11 protein-coding genes are annotated in these 17,268 nt (G+C 34.1%); 1 reads left to right on the top strand and 10 read right to left on the bottom strand.

The genetic code is table 11. The annotated features are described in order from the left end of the window. Window positions 1–200 precede the first annotated feature (200 nt). Together galB and ACXHHC_RS13250 are read right to left on the bottom strand one after the other, a co-directional pair. Window positions 201–2,663, bottom strand: a complete 2,463-nt coding sequence (gene galB, locus ACXHHC_RS13255) for a beta-galactosidase GalB (RefSeq protein WP_458226854.1) — start codon at window positions 2,661–2,663, stop codon at window positions 201–203. A gap of 141 nt (window positions 2,664–2,804) precedes the next feature. Next, window positions 2,805–5,234, bottom strand: coding sequence for a hypothetical protein (locus ACXHHC_RS13250; protein ID WP_458226853.1), 2,430 nt, complete (start codon window positions 5,232–5,234; stop codon window positions 2,805–2,807). A 174-nt stretch (window positions 5,235–5,408) separates the two neighbouring features. On the opposite strand from ACXHHC_RS13250, the gene ACXHHC_RS13245 reads away from it, so the two are divergent. Then, entirely contained in the window at window positions 5,409–6,578 is a 1,170-nt protein-coding gene (locus ACXHHC_RS13245; protein ID WP_458226852.1) for a hypothetical protein, read from the top strand. Between the two features lie 196 nt (window positions 6,579–6,774). Here ACXHHC_RS13245 and ACXHHC_RS13240 read toward each other — a convergent pair whose 3' ends face one another. The 8 genes from ACXHHC_RS13240 to ACXHHC_RS13205 all read right to left on the bottom strand — a co-directional run bounded on the left by ACXHHC_RS13240 (window position 6,775) and on the right by ACXHHC_RS13205 (window position 17,061). Then, window positions 6,775–8,298 (bottom strand): sulfatase family protein, encoded by a 1,524-nt coding sequence (locus tag ACXHHC_RS13240; protein WP_458226851.1) that lies wholly within the window; start codon window positions 8,296–8,298, stop codon window positions 6,775–6,777. A gap of 10 nt (window positions 8,299–8,308) precedes the next feature. Next, window positions 8,309–10,072, bottom strand: coding sequence for an arylsulfatase (locus tag ACXHHC_RS13235; RefSeq protein WP_458226850.1), 1,764 nt, complete (start codon window positions 10,070–10,072; stop codon window positions 8,309–8,311). Between the two features lie 261 nt (window positions 10,073–10,333). Continuing rightward, window positions 10,334–11,746: a glycoside hydrolase family 28 protein gene (locus tag ACXHHC_RS13230; RefSeq protein WP_458226849.1), complete on the bottom strand. Its 1,413-nt coding sequence runs from the start codon at window positions 11,744–11,746 to the stop codon at window positions 10,334–10,336. 103 nt (window positions 11,747–11,849) lie between these two features. Beyond that, window positions 11,850–13,385, bottom strand: coding sequence for a sulfatase family protein (locus ACXHHC_RS13225; protein ID WP_458226848.1), 1,536 nt, complete (start codon window positions 13,383–13,385; stop codon window positions 11,850–11,852). Window positions 13,386–13,551: 166 nt separating this feature from the next. Continuing rightward, window positions 13,552–14,964 carry a sulfatase family protein gene (locus ACXHHC_RS13220; RefSeq protein WP_458226847.1) on the bottom strand — a complete coding sequence of 471 codons (1,413 nt, stop codon included), beginning with the start codon at window positions 14,962–14,964 and terminating at the stop codon, window positions 13,552–13,554. A gap of 156 nt (window positions 14,965–15,120) precedes the next feature. Next, entirely contained in the window at window positions 15,121–15,849 is a 729-nt protein-coding gene (locus ACXHHC_RS13215; RefSeq protein ID WP_458226846.1) for a YcxB family protein, read from the bottom strand. A 2-nt stretch (window positions 15,850–15,851) separates the two neighbouring features. Next, on the bottom strand, window positions 15,852–16,283 hold the full coding sequence (locus tag ACXHHC_RS13210) for a putative signal transducing protein (protein ID WP_458226845.1): 432 nt from the start codon (window positions 16,281–16,283) through the stop codon (window positions 15,852–15,854). 142 nt (window positions 16,284–16,425) lie between these two features. Beyond that, window positions 16,426–17,061 (bottom strand): SGNH/GDSL hydrolase family protein, encoded by a 636-nt coding sequence (locus ACXHHC_RS13205; protein ID WP_458226844.1) that lies wholly within the window; start codon window positions 17,059–17,061, stop codon window positions 16,426–16,428. Window positions 17,062–17,268: the final 207 nt, after the last annotated feature.

The raw sequence follows: 17,268 nt of genomic DNA, 5'->3' as shown, positions 1-17,268 counted from the left end.
TTCGACTAAAGCTAAATAAGTCAATAAGTATCCAAACCAGCATCTCATATGTAAAATAGTAGAATACATATGTGTAATCCTTCGTCTAGTATCCTTTTAAAAACCTAGAAAAATCATAATACACAAGAGAAAGTAAATAAAAAAGCCAACTGAAAAGTTCAGTTGGCTTTTGATCTAAAAAAATGTAAATCAATCAAAAACTATTTTGTTGTAACTACTACTTTCGCAGATTTTAAGTATTTAGACTTTGCTGTTAATTTAATTTCACCTCCTTTTTTTGTGGATCTTAAAATAGCCAAACACATTCCGCTAAAAGCCTTCCTGTGGTCTGCTTGGAAAGACTCCAAACTAATTTGATTTCCGTTATCTACTCCAACTAAATCTCCTGCTCCTCTTACCGTAAAATTCACCAAATTATCAGCATTCGGACATAAGTTTCCATTTTTATCTTCTATTCTAACCGTAACATAAGCCAAATCCCTTCCATCTGCATCAATCTCTTTTCTATCTACAGACAAGCTAATTTTTGCTGGTTTTCCTGCTGTAAAAATCTGTTCTTCCTGTACCGCTTTTCCATCTTTATACCCTACTACTTTTATATTTCCTGCTTGGTATGGAACATTCCAAGACAAACGGTATTTAGACTGAAAAGTATCTCCTTCGTAACGAATGAACTTTACAATTAACTCTGTTAAATCTTTTCCTTTTACCTTTTTCCCCATAGACTTTCCATTAACAAACAGTTCTGCAGAATCACAATTGGTATAACAGTACACAGGAATATTTTGTCCCTCCATACCTTTCCAATTCCAGTGTGGCAATAAGTGAATCATTGGCTTGGTAGTCCATTGACTCTGGTATAAGTAAAACCTATCTTTAGGAAAACCACATAAATCTACCGCACCAAAATACGAACTGTGAGATGGCCAGTGCCCGTTCCAATATCCGTTGGTTGAATTGTCTTTTCCTCCATACGGTGTTGGCTCTCCTAAATAATCAAATCCTGTCCAAATAAATTCCCCCATAACATTTGGATTTTGTTCTTGGTAATGGAATTCTACATCTGGTGGATATGCCCATGGTGGCCCAATTAAATCGTAGCTTGTTACATGTAAAGACTTATGAGTTGTATATTTTTCTATTGGTAAATGGTACACCCCTCTACTACTTGTACAACTAGAAGTTTCTGATCCATACAACGGTAATTGCGGATAAGTTTCGTGAATATACCCATACTTTGTAGGTTTATAGTTTATTCCAGAAATATCTGCTTGTGCTGCAAAATTAAATTTATATGGAGCCTCAAAATTATTCATCCCTAAAGTAGAAGGTCTTGTAGGATCCATTTCTTTACAGTACTCGTGTAACATTTTAGCTACTTTCCAACCATTCTTTTTGTCAGATTGTTCTTTGATTTCGTTTCCTGTACTCCACATAATAATAGATGGATGATTACGATCTCTTTGAATCATATCTTTTAAATCTCTTTCTGCCCAATCTTTAAAGAACACATTGTAACCATTAGGAACTTTTTCCACATTCCAAGTATCAAAAGCTTCGTCTAAAACCACCAACCCAAGCTCATCACAAACCTCTAAAAACTCTCTAGAAGGTGGATTATGGCTAGTACGAATGGCATTCACCCCCATATCTTTCATTATTTGCAACTTGCGCTCATCTGCTCTTTTGTATATGGCAGAACCTAAAGCTCCATTATCGTGATGCAAACAAACTCCGTTAAAACGAACCTTTTTTCCATTTAAGAAGAATCCCTCTGTAGTATAGGCAATAGAACGCAAACCTATTTTAGTTTCGTATGTATCTACTACCTTTCCGTTCTGTTCAATAGTGGTAACAGCCTTGTATAAGTTAGGCTGATAAATATCCCATCTCTTTGGATTTTTAATATTACACCAAACCCCAGACTCTGCAGAAGAATTTGCTTTTACAGTAATTTTATCTTCGTTTTTAGCAACACTCTTCCCTTCTGGAGAAAAGTATTCGTGCTTAACAACCACAGTAACATCTTTACTGCTTTTGTTCACCACAGTCGTTTCGTTTTGTACCACTGCTAACTTTTTAGTTACTGTTGGTGTAGTTATATAAGTTCCCCACTGACCAACATGTACGGGCTCATCTATCTTTAACCAAACAGAACGATAAATTCCTGCTCCAGGGTACCATCTAGATGATAAATCTTGAGGACGCAAACGAACCGCAATTACATTCTCTTTATCTCCATATTTTAAATACTTTGTAATATCAAATTCAAACCCAATATATCCGTACGGCCTATTTCCAACCAATTGCCCATTTACCCAAACATAAGCATCGTACATGGCTCCTTCAAACTCAACTCTTACAACTTTACCTTTAGAAGTAGCTGGTACTTTAAACGTTTTCCTATACCAACCTGTTCCATGAAAAGGCAAACCTCCACAACGTGCATTGTATTTTCCATTAAAAGGACCTTCAATAGCCCAATCGTGTGGCAAATTTAACTTCCTCCATTTAGAGTCATCAAAACTTGGCTGTTCTGCTCCTGGAGCTTCTGCATTAAAAAACGTCCACGACTCATTAAAATTGATGTCTTGAGCATTTGCTGATGTAATTCCTAATGCACAAAGCAAAAAGAAACACATGAATAAAACGATTTTCTTCATTTTAGATTTTCCTGATTAAATTACAATAACCACAAAACTAACTCCTGAGCTCTTGTTATGCTAAATACATATGATTTTGTTTACACCATAAATGTGTTTTGCTAGTATTTATCTATGCTTAGATGGAGTGTTCTGTACTTTCTATTTTAAACTTTTAAACAACTTAGAATAACCAATAATCAACTTCCCTTTGCGATCTTTTCCAATCATCTTACAAACAAAGTTATCTTTGGTTATTCCGTTTCCAACACCATCAAAAACAACCAACAAATCTTTTCCCTTGTTTACAGATCTAATAACTTTTGAACCTCTTCCGTAATCTACTACTTCTGTAGCCCCAAACCTTAAACTTTTTATAGCTATATCTTTTTGAGCATTAAACCCCTCTTCTGATTGAATCAATACTTTAATCTCTTTGGTAGTTCTATCTACCCTATTTCTGTTTAGCATTTTAATCCGTTTAGAAACAACTAGAGGTATGATTAAATTCTTTGAACTGTGATTATCATTCGCTAAATCATCTTTTTTAGGCACATCTATGGCTGCCAATGACAAATGTGTAGCCCTTCCATACTTGTCTGTTAATACATGCGGCCTTTCCAATTTATACCAAGATGTTTTTGTTCCATCGGTATAAGTTGTATTGTTAGGAGTATAAGCCGTTCCTGAATTAAATTTCCAGTGTATTCCATCAGATGATCTTAAGTAAATTGCTCTATAATCTAAAAAGGCATTAATCATCATATGATACTGCACCTCATCTTTCCATAATACTGGATCTTCAAAATTAGAGTTTCTATATTGTTCTGGAATGACTTTACTTCCTTGTAAAGGACCTGTAATTACTTTATAAGGACCTAGAGGATTGGTTCCTTTACTCACCATCATACCTCCTGCTTTGGTTACAAAAAGAAAACGACCATCATCCATTTGCACACCTGATAAATTCCTATAAAAACGATAAAAAAGCTTTGGACTCTCTAAAGATGTATTTTCATCAATTTTCATAACTCCTAATCTTTCCCATGGTCCACTCATAGTATCCGAAATAAATAAAGTTGCTTTCCAATTTACTAGAGAATACAACAAATACCTTCCATTATTCAATAAAATAACATCCGGATTGTGTCCTAATCCTTTTTGAAATTTATATACTAAATCTCTTTTAACTTTATACGGTCCTGTTGGTTTATCAGACACAGTATATGCTACAGTAGAGTGTGGCCACTCCCAATGACCTTTAATATCATTCGCTGGCCACCTAGTTACATTCATATGATACTTTCCGTCTTTACCTTTAACGGGTCTTCCTCCCCAATAAGACCAAGCTCTATCTTCTATTCCATTATCAGAATCTCGTGGCAAAACATTCTCCCCTCCCCATAATTTTGTTCTTATTTTTTTATGAATTGGCATTGGTAAAATTAAATCGCTAAAAGAAGCTCCCTTAACCATTTTCACTTTTGTTTTTATGGACTCAGACACTTGACTCCTATTCCCACTATAATCATATGCATAAACCATATAAACATTCTCCACTTCTTTAGTTGGAGTAAAATCTAAGAATCTGTTTCTAGTTAATTTATGAGCAATTTCTTGTACTTTTCCTCCCTTATTATCTCCTCTAAACACGGTATAATACTCAACATCCCTATCTTTACTTTTATCCCAAGAAATCATTACTTCAGCATCGTATGATACTGCTTTTAAATTGGTAGGTGCTGCTGGAGCTACAGTATCTTTCTTAGTTAGTCTTATTTTATTAGAACCTACAGACTCACTCCCTGTTTTACCCACACCTGTTACTACATAAGTATAATCAACTCCATGAATCAACTGATTATCTAAAAAATAATTCTCTTGAGTTTCTCCTATTTTCACGTATCCTTTTTGCCCATTTTGGCACCTATAAATAGTATGTTTTAAATATTGCCCATTTGCTTTCCAACTAATTTTTATTCCTTTTTGCACAACTTCTCCTTTTATTTTAGGCTTAAAACTGGCTGTATTTCTAACACTCACATTAATATAATCCAAAAACAATTTAATATCTCTACTAGAATAAAAAGTGACTCTTACAAATGGCAAACCCTGTTTTACATCTTCGTTAGTAATGGTATATGTACCTCTAAAGTGCTCAACTATTTTATCTGACCCTCTTAGTTTAATCTTTTTAGCCAACACTCTTTCATAAGTACCAAAAACCAAACTTACCGTTATTCTCCCCTTACTTATATACTCCAAATCTGCTCCAAAACTCCAATCCAAAACATCCCCCTTCTTAGGAACCAGATATGCTGAATTTGCATTTAAAATTACAGACTCAGCAATTCCCTCTTCTACATTGCTAAACAGCTTCCCTTCTGTTACTCCCATTTTCCCAACTCCTTTTACAACTCTTGTTTTCCAATAAGGAGATTGTTTTGCAGCTCTCCACCCCCCCAATACCTTATTAAAATCTCCGTCTAAAATATTCTCTTTTGGAGCATTGTCTCCTAATAAATTAATTTGAGCAGACACCCTGCTGCTATAACATGTTAAAAAAAATACTATAATCACAAATCTACTCATCCTATTTAAACTTACTGTTTAGCATTACAATCTAAGATTTATCTTAAACCTACTTTTAATCTTAACATTTTAAATTGTTATTTAACCGTTGTTTAAACAAGTTAATTCTATTTAACCACTAGATAAACAACCATCTTACTAGAGTTTAAACTTTCCTTTTTATATTTTTGGAATATGAGTCATTTACCAAATTCGGAATTAATTCTTAAGTACCTAAATAAAATATGTGAGAACAGAAACTTTGAAAAGTCTCCCAGAAATGTCCGTCTCCTAAAATTCCTTACTCTAAAAGCAATTGAAAAAGAAGATGTAACCGAATACACAATTGGAATTGAACTTTTTGAAAACAATTATGAGCCTGATAAAAACGATAGTAAGGTTCGTGTTTACATGTATAATTTACGTAAAAAACTAGACGAATATTACCAACAAGAAGGACTAAAAGACTCTTTAATATTTACAATCCACAAAGGTCAATACAATTTAACTTTTGAACGTATAACAACTGAATCTAAACAAGTAACAGCCCCTACAAAACAATTAGGTATTAAAAAAATTATTAGCCTTACTACCCTTAGCCTCCTATTAATCACTCTAATTTGCTTCCTCTTTAGAACGAAAGAAACCAATTATTGTTGGCATACTTTTTTTAATAGCAGTAATAATATATGCGTAGTTGCAGATCATACATTCGTTTATAAAAAAGTAGATAACGAATTCATCCCTACCATAAACCAATACATAAATAGTGAAGCAGATTTTTTTAAGTATACAAAGGAAAACCCTCAAGACACTCTAAAATTAACCAACTACACTCTGTTTTCTAAAATGGCTCCTTTTTCTATAAAAACACTTACCGCATGGTTTCTAAAAAACAATAGTGATTTTAATGTAAGATTAGAAAGCAAATTAACTGCTGATGAACTTAAAGACAATAATATTTTCTACATAGGTCAGTTTAAAACCATGAACGTATCCAGTTCTATTTTTCTAAAAAACAGTCATGTTTTTTCATACAAAGAGAATGGTTTTGTTGTTTCTAAAAAAGACAATCAAAAGCTATACAGTGCTACTTTTGACACGAAATCTTCAAAAGATTACGCAATTGTATCTTATTTTGAATTAGAAAATGGAAAAAAAGCGTTGTATTTTGTTTCTAATAATGATATTGGTGTTACAGGAACCGTAAACAACTTTACCAACCCTGAATGGCTATCTTCTTTTTTTAGAAAACTCCCTAATGAGAATAGTTATTTTAACGCTCTTTTTGAAGTTAACGGCATACAAAGAAGAGAAATTAACAGCAAACTTATAGAGCTTGAAATTGTAAAACAAAAACCATAAAAAGACACCTTTTTACCTCCCTTTACTCACCCAGTTTTTAATAAGTTGTTCTAAAGAAAACTAGGGAAAGACCAACACTAAAAATATCTTCCTTTACACCTTAAACTATCACCAATATGTAATTCTTAAGTTTAGAATTACTCAATAAAAAAAACCTCCCATTGGGAGGTTTCTAATTTTAATCTTCTTAGGATTACTATTCCATTTCTTTAGTCACTTTATACTGCTTTCGTAAATTTTGCAATTCTTGCTTTAACTTCTTAACAAGAGACTTATTCTTTTTAGTCTGATACAAATTGTTCATTTCTGATGGATCCTTTTTTAGATCGTACAACTCCCATTCTTCTCCATTTTTCACATCTTTTCCATAAAAACGAATCAACTTATAACGCTTGGTAGAAACTCCTTCATGACGGCGAACTGAATGTGGTCCAGGATATTCGTAATAGTGATAGTACAATGACTTTCTCCAATCTTTAGGTGTTTTATCTTTTAGTATTGGCACAATACTCTTTCCTTGCATGTCTGCTGGAATTGGAGCATCAGCAATATCTAAAAACGTTTCTGCAAAATCTATATTCTGCACCAAATCGTAATTAACAGACCCTGGCTTAGTTACACCCGGCCATTTTACAATTAAGGGAGTTCTAAACGATTCCTCGTACATAAAACGTTTGTCAAACCAACCGTGTTCTCCCATGTAGAATCCTTGATCCGATGAATACATTACAATGGTATTCTTATCCAATCCTGTCTCTTTTAAGTAATCCATTAAACGACCAATATTTTCATCCACAGACCAAATACAACGCAAGTAGTCTTTCATGTACAACTGATAATTTAATCGTATTAAGTCCTTTTCATTTAATTCTAAATCTTTGTATTTTTCAATACGTTCCGCAAAACGATCATCCACACCAATCTTTTTAAAACGATCAGGTCTAAAGGTAAGTGGCTTAATTTTTAAATCTGAATCGGGTCTAAAGTCATTTTTTACAGACAACGCTTGCCCTCTTGCAGCAGTAGTTCTTGTACTATAATCATCAAACAAATTGTCTGGCTCTGGTATAGTCACGTCCTCATACATATTCATGTATTCTCTTTTAGGCACCCAAGGTCTGTGTGGTGCTTTTTGGTGCACCATTAACATAAATGGCTTCTCTTTATTTCTGTCCTTGTTTAACCAGCCCAATGCTTTATCGGTAACAATGTCTGTTACATATCCTTTTTCGTTTTTAACTCCATTAGCAGATAAGAAATCGGGATTCTTATATTCTCCTTGCCTTACCAAGACATCCCAATAGTCGAATCCTTGCATATTTCCATCTATGTGAATTTTACCAATCATTGCTGTTTGATATCCATTCTTTTGCAATACTTTCTGAAACTGCTGCTGGTCATGATCAAATGCTACCTTTGTTTTGTTGTTATATTTTCCATGAATGTGGCTCATTTTCCCTGTTAACAAAGTAGCTCTACTAGGTGCACAAATAGAATTCTCTACATAACATTTCTCAAAACGCATTCCTTCTGCAGCCAACTTATCTAGGTTTGGAGTTGGATTCAATTTCTGCAATCGCCCTCCATAGGCTCCTATGGTTTGATAAGAATGATCATCCGTAAAAATCCAGATAATATTTGGCTTTGTTTGCGCTTGTAACTTTACCAACAACAATAAGAATACACTTAGGCTGATGATTATTTTAGTTCGTTGTAACATGTCTTTTAATTTAGTCTCCTATGTAAGTGATGTATGTATAATACACACCGTATTTTTGTTTACCTTCTATAAAATCGTTTACTAAGAATGTTTTCCCTTGCTCTAAGTTTACCTCAAAAGCAACCTCAACAGCATTCTCTGTAATTTTCTTTTCAAGCATTTGATTTGAAATCTGAATCCTTACCTTTTCTGGACGAATTGTTTTATAGTTGAACCAGTTTTTAGGGTTCTTTGCAGGAACTCCCCAAATAGCTCCCGGACATTCCTTAGGCCATCTTCTACAAGAAATTTTGTATTTCCCTGCTTTCTCCACCTTAATTGCATGGGTATTATTCACATTTTTCATTCCGGCTGCTACCTGTTCACTCTTCCAAATTCCTTTTCCTTCTCCAATAGCGTGCTGAATGGTAAACTTTACTTCTTTCTGAGCAGCATTACCAATGCTACTAACAGGCATTTCGTAATAGGCTGAATTTTGTTTTGTGACCTTTAAAAAAGCATCATTTTCTTGTAGCAACTGTTTCACCAATTTAGGATATTGAGCCGCTACATTATTTTGTTGATTTCTATCTTTAGAAACGTCGTACAGTTCCTTTCCATTTACCAACCTCCATTGATTCTTTACAATACAAGTCTTATCTACATCTTGCGGTGGTCTCCAATCTTGTCTGTGATGAATAAAAATACTTCTCTCTTTTAGGTCTTTTTCTTTCTTACGTAACAGTGCAGACAAATCAACCCCGTCTTGTTTTATTTTAGCCGATGCCTCTATACCACAAAGATGTAGCAAAGTTGGAAATATATCTACGTGTGAACTTGCTACATCAATATCTTTTCCTCCTTTAATTTTTCCATCTTTCCAACGGATAAAAAACGGAACTCTATGTCCTCCCTCTTTTTTAGAACCTTTTTTACCATCAAAGCCCATATTATAGCCCAACTTAAAATCTTTGCTTACCCCATTCCCCGTTCCATTGTCTGTCATAAAAATCAGGATGGTATTGTCTGCCAACTTTTTCTTTTTTAAGAACTTCTCTAGCTTTCCAAAATTCTCATCAATATTGGTAATCATTCCATAGAATTCTGCACTGTATATTTCTTTACCTACTAAGTGTTTGTAGGGATCTGAGTATTTTTTATCTACATACAACGGACTGTGTGGAGCATTGGTAGGTAAATAAATAAAGAACGGTTGCTCTTTTGTTTCCTCTATAAATTTCATGGTCTCCTGAAACCAAACATCGGTACAATATCCTTTAAATTGTTTCGGCTGATTGTTTACATAATACACATCATCAAAATAATTATTTCCCCAGTAGTCCGATAACTCTCCTACACCACCCGCCTTGTGTTGTACCACAACATCAAATCCTACATCCGTAGGACGTACAGGATAATTATCTCCCAAATGCCATTTACCAAACATTCCTGTTTTGTATCCGTTCTCCTTAAAAACAGCTGCTAGTGTTGTCGTGTTTTCAGACAATGCATCTCTTCCCTTATAAGTTGCCCAAACCCCATTATTTATTGGGTATTGTCCTGTTATAATAGCACTACGTGTTGGAGCACACAACGGACTTACATGAAAATCTGTTAACCGCACAGACTCTTTGTAAAATTTATCAATACTAGGTGTTTTAATCCACGGATTTCCATGACATCCCAAATCTCCAATTCCTTGATCGTCTGTTAGTATTAAAATCACATTGGGTTGGTCTTGTGCAGATAGCAATTGACCACATATCAATAAAAAAGTTAGAATGGTACGTTTCATTTGTAAAGGCTAGAAAATTTGGAGTTTAGACCAACTTACTCACAATCCGTTTAAATAACAAAAGGAATCCATACAAAGTACTATTTTGTACTTTCTGAATTCCTTATATATCTACAACTACTTATTTTTCTAAAAAACCCTTTACTTTCAGCATCTTACAAGGGATTTCTCTAGAATCACTTACTCCCTTTATAACTCGTCCCTCTTTTAAGAGCCTCTAAAACTTATTTTTAAATTTTATCGGAAAGGATTCCGAAAAGCTTAGTTTACATCTTCTAAAACCACCTCTTTTCTTTCTTCCTTAGACGATAAATTAAATACAATATTCTTTGTTTCTAATTTTTCTATATGTCTTGCAAACATTCCATAAGCAGGTGTTGCTCCTAATTTGGTAAACTCAGGATATTGCGTTTCGTTTTCTGGAACTACGATGCTTGCATCTTCTTTAGTTCCTCCTCCTGGCAATGTAATATTTATATTTTCTAAAGTAACATGCCCTATTTTATGATTTGGAGTTCCTGTAAAAAAGAATCCTGTTGTAGGTTTAATTCTACAGTTCTCTAGGCTTCTCACTACAGCTTTAACATTACGAATTGTTACATTGTTTATGCTTCCAACCGGTTTTCTTGCTGCATTTCTATACACCAACCTACGTTCTCCCAACCTTATAAAAATTGGCATTTCTACATTCTCCATTCTAATGTTTTCTATTAAGACATTGTCTATGTTTGCTCCATCTACACTTAACATTTTTATACCACCTCCAGTAGTATCGTGAATAAAACAATCTTGAATGGTTATATTTTTAAAATCTCCCATAGATTCAGTTCCAAACTTAATAGCTCCCCAATTACTTTTAAGTTTACAATCTTTTACCAACACATCAGAAGATGGAGCGGGACTTGTAGACTTAAAACAAATGGCATCGTCTCCAGAATCTATCGTACAATTTTTAATTACTCCGTGCGTACTCGAATCAATATCAATGGCATCGTTGTTACGATTTGCATGACTGTAAATATCGATTCCATCTACCTCAAAATGGTGTGTTTGAAACAAGTGCAACGTCCATGCAGCCGGTCTTGTTAAGTGAATATCCTTTAGCGTTATGTTTTTAGATTTTACCACACGAACTAAAAATGGTCTGTTGGTAATACGAATATTGTTATTTACATATCCTTTGCTCTTAGCTACCAATCCTGTTAAATCTGGTTCAATTAATTTTATACCTAATTTTTTAACGCGTTGCTTTATTTTTTTAGCTGTAAAAAGCTCTCCTTGCCCGTCTATAGTTCCTTTACCAGTAATTGCCGCATTCTCTACATTTACCAACCCAATAAAACACTGACCTCTATATTGTCCTGTAGCATCTATAAAAGGGTCTACTGGAGGAAAATCATTTGGGTTTAAACTCGCTAAAAGAGTTGTTCCTTCTTTTACCTGTAGGTTTACATTGTTTTTTACCAAAAGCGTTCCAGACACAAATACACCTCCCTCTAAAACAACAGTACCTCCTCCTGCTTTACTACACTCATCTATCGCTTTCTGAATTGCTTCTGTATTAACCGTTTCTCCGTCGGCTACGGCACCATACTCTACAACATTCCAGTGTGTTTTAGCAGTACAAGAAACTAAAACCGTGATTACAACAACGGCAAATAACCTTTTTAACATGATCTCTATTTTTGGTTTTTAAACATTACGTGTTCGTACACAAAACTACTACTAACCCCTTAGAACATTTTCTACAAATGTTTCTATACCTTGTACTTATGTCTTATTTACCCTTTTTTTTACCTTTCTTTTTATTAGACTTCCTACTTTTTCCATAGTCATCGGTATACAACGGCGTTTTTTCTTTTTTTGTGGCCACTCTATCAAACAAGGTGATGTATTTTTCGTACTTGTTATAATCAATTACATTGGTTACTAAGTGACGATATTGCGCATCGTAGACCTTTCTCATTTTTTTTAACTGCTTGTTATAACTCTTATTCTGTAACTGATTTTCTAACTCTAAACGATCTTTACCTATGTAGAACAATTCTTCTGTCGGTTTCATTGCATCGTTTTCGTACTGCCAATAAATATATTTCCAATCCTTAGTTACTACTGCCATTTCCTGAATCTCATCATTCCCCCACATATTGGTTAAAGCAATAGCTCTCTTGCTATATTTCTTAGGATTGACAATCATTTTACAAAGGTTTACTCCATCCATTTGCTTTTGTGGAGACAATCCTGCATACTCTAAAATGGTAGGAGCAATATCTATATTTCCGGTTACAGCCTCCACTACTTTTCCTTGCTCTTTTTGTCTTGGATCGTAGATAATTAACGGAGATTTAGAGGCTTCTTCATAGGGCAATACTTTTCCTGCAAAACCATGTGCTCCACAACTGTACCCATTATCACTTGTAAAAATAATAATGGTATTGTCTGCTACTCCCAATTCTTCTAAAGACTTACGAATCATCCCTAACGAATAATCTACTCCATGTATTAGCTGATTGTATTTTTTAATTGCCGTTTGGTAACTTTCTTCTGATTCTCTCCAAAACTCATAACCTTGATACTGTCTTCCTGTTTTAGACTGTGGTGATAAATGCTTTGCATATTTAGCTCCGTAGTTTTTAGGCTTTTGATAGGTTTTATTTTGATACACATAATCAAAATACTTGTCTGGAGTAAAAGGCAAGTGGGGTGCTTTGTAACTAATAGACATACAAAACGGTTTTCCCGATTTCTTAGCACTTTTTATAAAATCGTGAGCCCATGCCGCATAGGCTCTAGAGCTGTGCGGATATTTTTTAGCATATTTAGCAATGGCTTTGTTTTTTGCAGTTTCGTATTGTGTTTGTCCAACACCACCTCCCCAAACATCAAACTCATCTTTAGGCATTACCTCCTCCAAACGATCGTTCCAATCGCTACCATTAGCTACACCAAAACCAAACTTCCCTGCAAAACCAGTATAATACCCTGCATTTCTTAACAGTACTGGATACGACTTTTGAAACTTTTCCGGACGTAGTGGTCCGTGTAAAAAATTGCATCCTGTTTTATATTCGTACATACCCGTCATAATAATAGCTCTACTAGCCATACAAATAGAGGTGGTATTGTAATGGTTTTTAAACAGCACACCTTCTCTTGCTAAATTATCCATATTGGGAGTTACCACCTGAGAATTGCCATAACAACCGGTAGCAATACTTGTCTGATCATCGCTTAGTAAAAAAACAATATTTGGCTTTTTTTGAGCTTTTATAGACAACACAGACAATAACAATAAGAAGCTAACTTTTTTCATAATAACATATTTAAAAGACATCTACTAAATACGTAGTTTCTTTTAAAAACAAGGTCCTTATATGTTTCTATCTTTTACAGATATGTTTACAAGCTAAACACAAATGGTTCTAAAAAACAAAAACCTTAACTTTCACTAAGGTTTTGTAACATACAACAACTTTTCATTATTTTCTTTTATCTCCTGCTGTAGCTTTTTTAATAAAAGCGGCTCTCTTTTTCTCTTCTCTGTCACAATTAAACAAATGCTTGTCTTCCCATAATGGAGTTTTATTGTCCTTAGCCCATTCTTTATATTTAGCTTTTAACTTAGCCACGACCTCTGGATGTTCTTTTACAATATTGTGCTGCTCATATTCGTCTTTTTCAATATCAAACAACAATGTTTCTTTTTTGTAATACGACACAATTAACTTGTAATTCTTGTCTCTAACCGCATAACCTTCTCCACCTGAGTATTGCCAATACATAGCCCTCTCTTTTAGTGTTTTGTTCCTTTTAGTTAAAATAGGCAGTAAATTAACACCATCTATTTTTTTACTTTTTGGAGTTTTTACATTTGCTGCTGCTGCAATTGTTGGAAATATATCTAACGCAATAATAGGCTCTTTATAAACTCTGCCTCCTTTAATTTTTGCGGGCCACGAAATACAAAAAGGTTCACGAATCCCTCCTTCAAACAACATTCCTTTGTGCCCTCTATATGGGTAGCTACTAGCTCCGTGTGAGTGCCCTCCGTTGTCCGAATAAAAGAAAATCAAGGTATTTTCATACGCTCCAGTTTCTTTTAACTTGGCAATTACTTTTCCAATTCCAGCATCCATACCTGCTACCATGGCTGCATAAGCTGCTCGGTCTCCATATTCAATATGTTGCACCATATCTGTATACTCTTTGGTAGCCTGAATAGGTGCATGTGGTGCATTGTAAGCCAAATACATAAAGAAAGGATGCTCGTTTTTACTATACGTATCTATATAATTCACCGCTTCGTTAGAAAAATCGTCTGTTAAATAGGTTAAGGTATTTTCGGGCACCAACTTTCCATCTCTCATTACTCCTAATTCCTTATTCTTTGGTGTTGTTTTTCCCCAGTAGTTAAATCCACCACCGCTAAACCCAAACCAATCGTTAAACCCTCTTTGATTTGGTAAAAACTTTTTAGCATTTCCCAAGTGCCATTTACCAATAGCACAAGTTTGGTAGTTATTCTGCTGTAACAACTCAGAAATCATTAATTCGTTTAATGGCAAACCTACTACGGTTTCTTCTCCTTGCTTTGTGTTTTCTGGATTGTTTTCGTGTCCAAATTTTTGTTGATACCTACCGGTTAACAAACCAGCTCTACTTGGGCTACAATAAGGATGCGAAGAATATCCTTGACGAAACACAACTCCGTCTTTTGCCAAAGCATTTAAATGTGGTGTTGGAATATCCTTTGCTCCATTAAAGCCAACATCTCCCCAACCTTGATCGTCTGATAGGATAATAATAACATTGGGTTGTTTGTTTTTTTGAGCCTGTGTAAATGCAGCGCAAACCATAAACAGCCCCACTAAAAGCGTATTGTATTTTTTCATTGGTATATTTTATATCTCTCCTCCAAAAGTATTTATAGTTATTAAAGAGAGCTTACACAAATGTTTTTAGTTGTGTTACATATGGATTGAAACCAATTTGTACAGAAAAACCATTTGTTTTCTCAACTGGATTCTTTTACCAATCAAACTGAGCGTTTATGTAATAGAACTCACAAACAAAGACAAATCTTGTAGTTCTTCCTGAGAAAACAACTGCTTGTCTAATAAAGTTACTACCGAATTGGATTGGTACAATAAGAAAAATCTTTGGGTCTCTTTTATCTTATGAAAATGGTTCCAATACAAAGTTGCTTCTACTGTTTTTCCTGTTACCTGTATACACGAATTGCTTAAGCTGTATTGAATCTCTTCGTTTAAAAAAGCACTGGTTCTGTAATTTTTCTTAGTACTTATATAAGTAGCTACAGGTGATAAAAACAATACCAACATAGCATAGGTATATATATTAAAGCTACCTAATCCATTATACGCTCCATTGGAATTTACGTACAAAGCCAATAAATTAAGTGTTAATACTCCAAACAAAAAATAATACAAGGGTCTATTGTATCTTAACCTAAAGATTAGGTTTCTGTAATCCTTAAATGGTACCTTGCCAGACACCTGCATTTCAAAACTTTTGGTATACGCTTGTGACAAAGCTTTTTCTTTAGGTCTAATTTTTTTAATCCCAAATAGTAAGCCCACTACAGAGAGCCCCATAACAATAATAGTTCCTAAGGTTGAACTAATTATTTCTTTTGTAGTCATTTCCCCAGCACGACCTTCTATTATTCCTGGAGTAATAGCTATGCAAACTAACAAAAAAATAAGGAGCAAAAAAGAACAACCTATAATCAAACTCCAAGCTTTTACTTTTTCCATTTTTAATCTTTTTTACGTTTACGTTTAAACTCGTGATTACAACTCTTGCATTTGTATACGTACTTGTAATAAATTGGGTATACAAAAAACACAATAGAAATAATTAAGGAAAGTATTCCCTTTGTCCCCTTCATCGATCTAAAATCTGAAATTAAATCTGCAGAACCGCAACTAGGACAACAAAGTACCTCATCCTTATCGTCTGTAATAGGTTGGTTGTCTATGCTCGCTATAATACTTTTTGCTTGTAATACATCTGCCTTGTTTACCTTTAGTTTAATTCCTCCTATGGCATTGGTTAAAAAGGGGTCTATGGTAACCATTTCTTCATCAAAAGGATAACAATCTATTCCCTCTTGTTCTAGTCTATTTTTATAAACATGCATTTCTGGGGAATTGTCAAAAATTTTAATTGTAGTAAGTAATTCGCTCATTTTCATTATTTAACTTCAGAAAGATAGTAAAAAAGCATATGCTCCAACAGTGCGTTTAAACGCAACTATAGATAAAACAATGTTAAGCAGAAAAACCCTCTAAAATTTAGAAGGTTTTTATTTATTTGGGTAGAAATTCTTCTTACTCTACCTTTTTTAGTACTTGTAAAATTTGTTCTCCCCATACCTGGTAGCCTTTGCTTGTAAAATGAGTACCGTCTCTAGAATATTCTTTCTTTAACCCTTTGGCGTTAGAAAGTGTGGCGTTTATATCTAAAAAATGTATGGTGTTTTCTTTACAGAATGTATGTAAAAAAGCATTTAGCCTCTGAATCCTCTTTGTGCTTTTAGGATTGTTTTCTTGGTACACCACAGACTGTATAATGGGTACTATTTTATGTTCTTTTAAAGTAGCAACCAACTTTTTATAATTTAACTGAATACGTTGCATTGGAATCCCTGCTCCCAAATCGTTTACCCCTACTTCTAGTATACATATTTTAGGTTGATAATCTAAAACACTTTCTTTCACAATCCATCGTAAGTGAGAGGAGGTAAAACCTCTAAACCCACTGTTCTTAACATCTTCTCTACCTAAAATTTTATTCCAATCGCCTTCTGCTACTCTAGAATCTCCAAAATGCACTATGTTAACAACTTGGCTCTCATTTTTAGCTTTAGTAGTTTCTGGGGCTTTGTTAAAAAAAGCAAAAAACACAATACATGCCAATAACACTGCATTTAACACAAGAGAACTTTTTAATACTAACTGTTTCATTTTTTTTGGTTTTGTAACATCTCACTTTTCTTTGGCAAAGTTCTTTTTACGAATAAAGCATTCTTTAAAAGATTCCGTTTAAATGTACTAAACTCATACCTACTTGCAAAGTTTAAAAGTAATCTCCTTATAAAAAACAAGAGCTCTTTAAAGAGCTCTTGTTTATAGTGTTTTAAGCTATTTTGGAAACCTTAAAAGCAATGAGAC

The sequence above is a fragment of the Wenyingzhuangia sp. IMCC45574 genome (genome assembly GCF_054182685.1).
Note: the sequence above shows the minus strand (reverse complement) of the source record. Positions and strands in the feature narration are given on the sequence as shown.

Coding starts and splice junctions, on each gene's coding strand:
- ACXHHC_RS13245 (WP_458226852.1), top strand. CDS start 5,409: ATGAGTCATTTACCAAATTCGGAATTAATTCTTAAGTACCTAAATAAA.
- ACXHHC_RS13235 (WP_458226850.1), bottom strand. CDS start 10,072: ATGAAACGTACCATTCTAACTTTTTTATTGATATGTGGTCAATTGCTA.
- ACXHHC_RS13215 (WP_458226846.1), bottom strand. CDS start 15,849: ATGGAAAAAGTAAAAGCTTGGAGTTTGATTATAGGTTGTTCTTTTTTG.
- ACXHHC_RS13250 (WP_458226853.1), bottom strand. CDS start 5,234: ATGAGTAGATTTGTGATTATAGTATTTTTTTTAACATGTTATAGCAGC.
- ACXHHC_RS13210 (WP_458226845.1), bottom strand. CDS start 16,283: ATGAGCGAATTACTTACTACAATTAAAATTTTTGACAATTCCCCAGAA.
- ACXHHC_RS13225 (WP_458226848.1), bottom strand. CDS start 13,385: ATGAAAAAAGTTAGCTTCTTATTGTTATTGTCTGTGTTGTCTATAAAA.
- ACXHHC_RS13205 (WP_458226844.1), bottom strand. CDS start 17,061: ATGAAACAGTTAGTATTAAAAAGTTCTCTTGTGTTAAATGCAGTGTTA.
- ACXHHC_RS13220 (WP_458226847.1), bottom strand. CDS start 14,964: ATGAAAAAATACAATACGCTTTTAGTGGGGCTGTTTATGGTTTGCGCT.
- ACXHHC_RS13240 (WP_458226851.1), bottom strand. CDS start 8,298: ATGTTACAACGAACTAAAATAATCATCAGCCTAAGTGTATTCTTATTG.
- ACXHHC_RS13230 (WP_458226849.1), bottom strand. CDS start 11,746: ATGTTAAAAAGGTTATTTGCCGTTGTTGTAATCACGGTTTTAGTTTCT.
- galB (WP_458226854.1), bottom strand. CDS start 2,663: ATGAAGAAAATCGTTTTATTCATGTGTTTCTTTTTGCTTTGTGCATTA.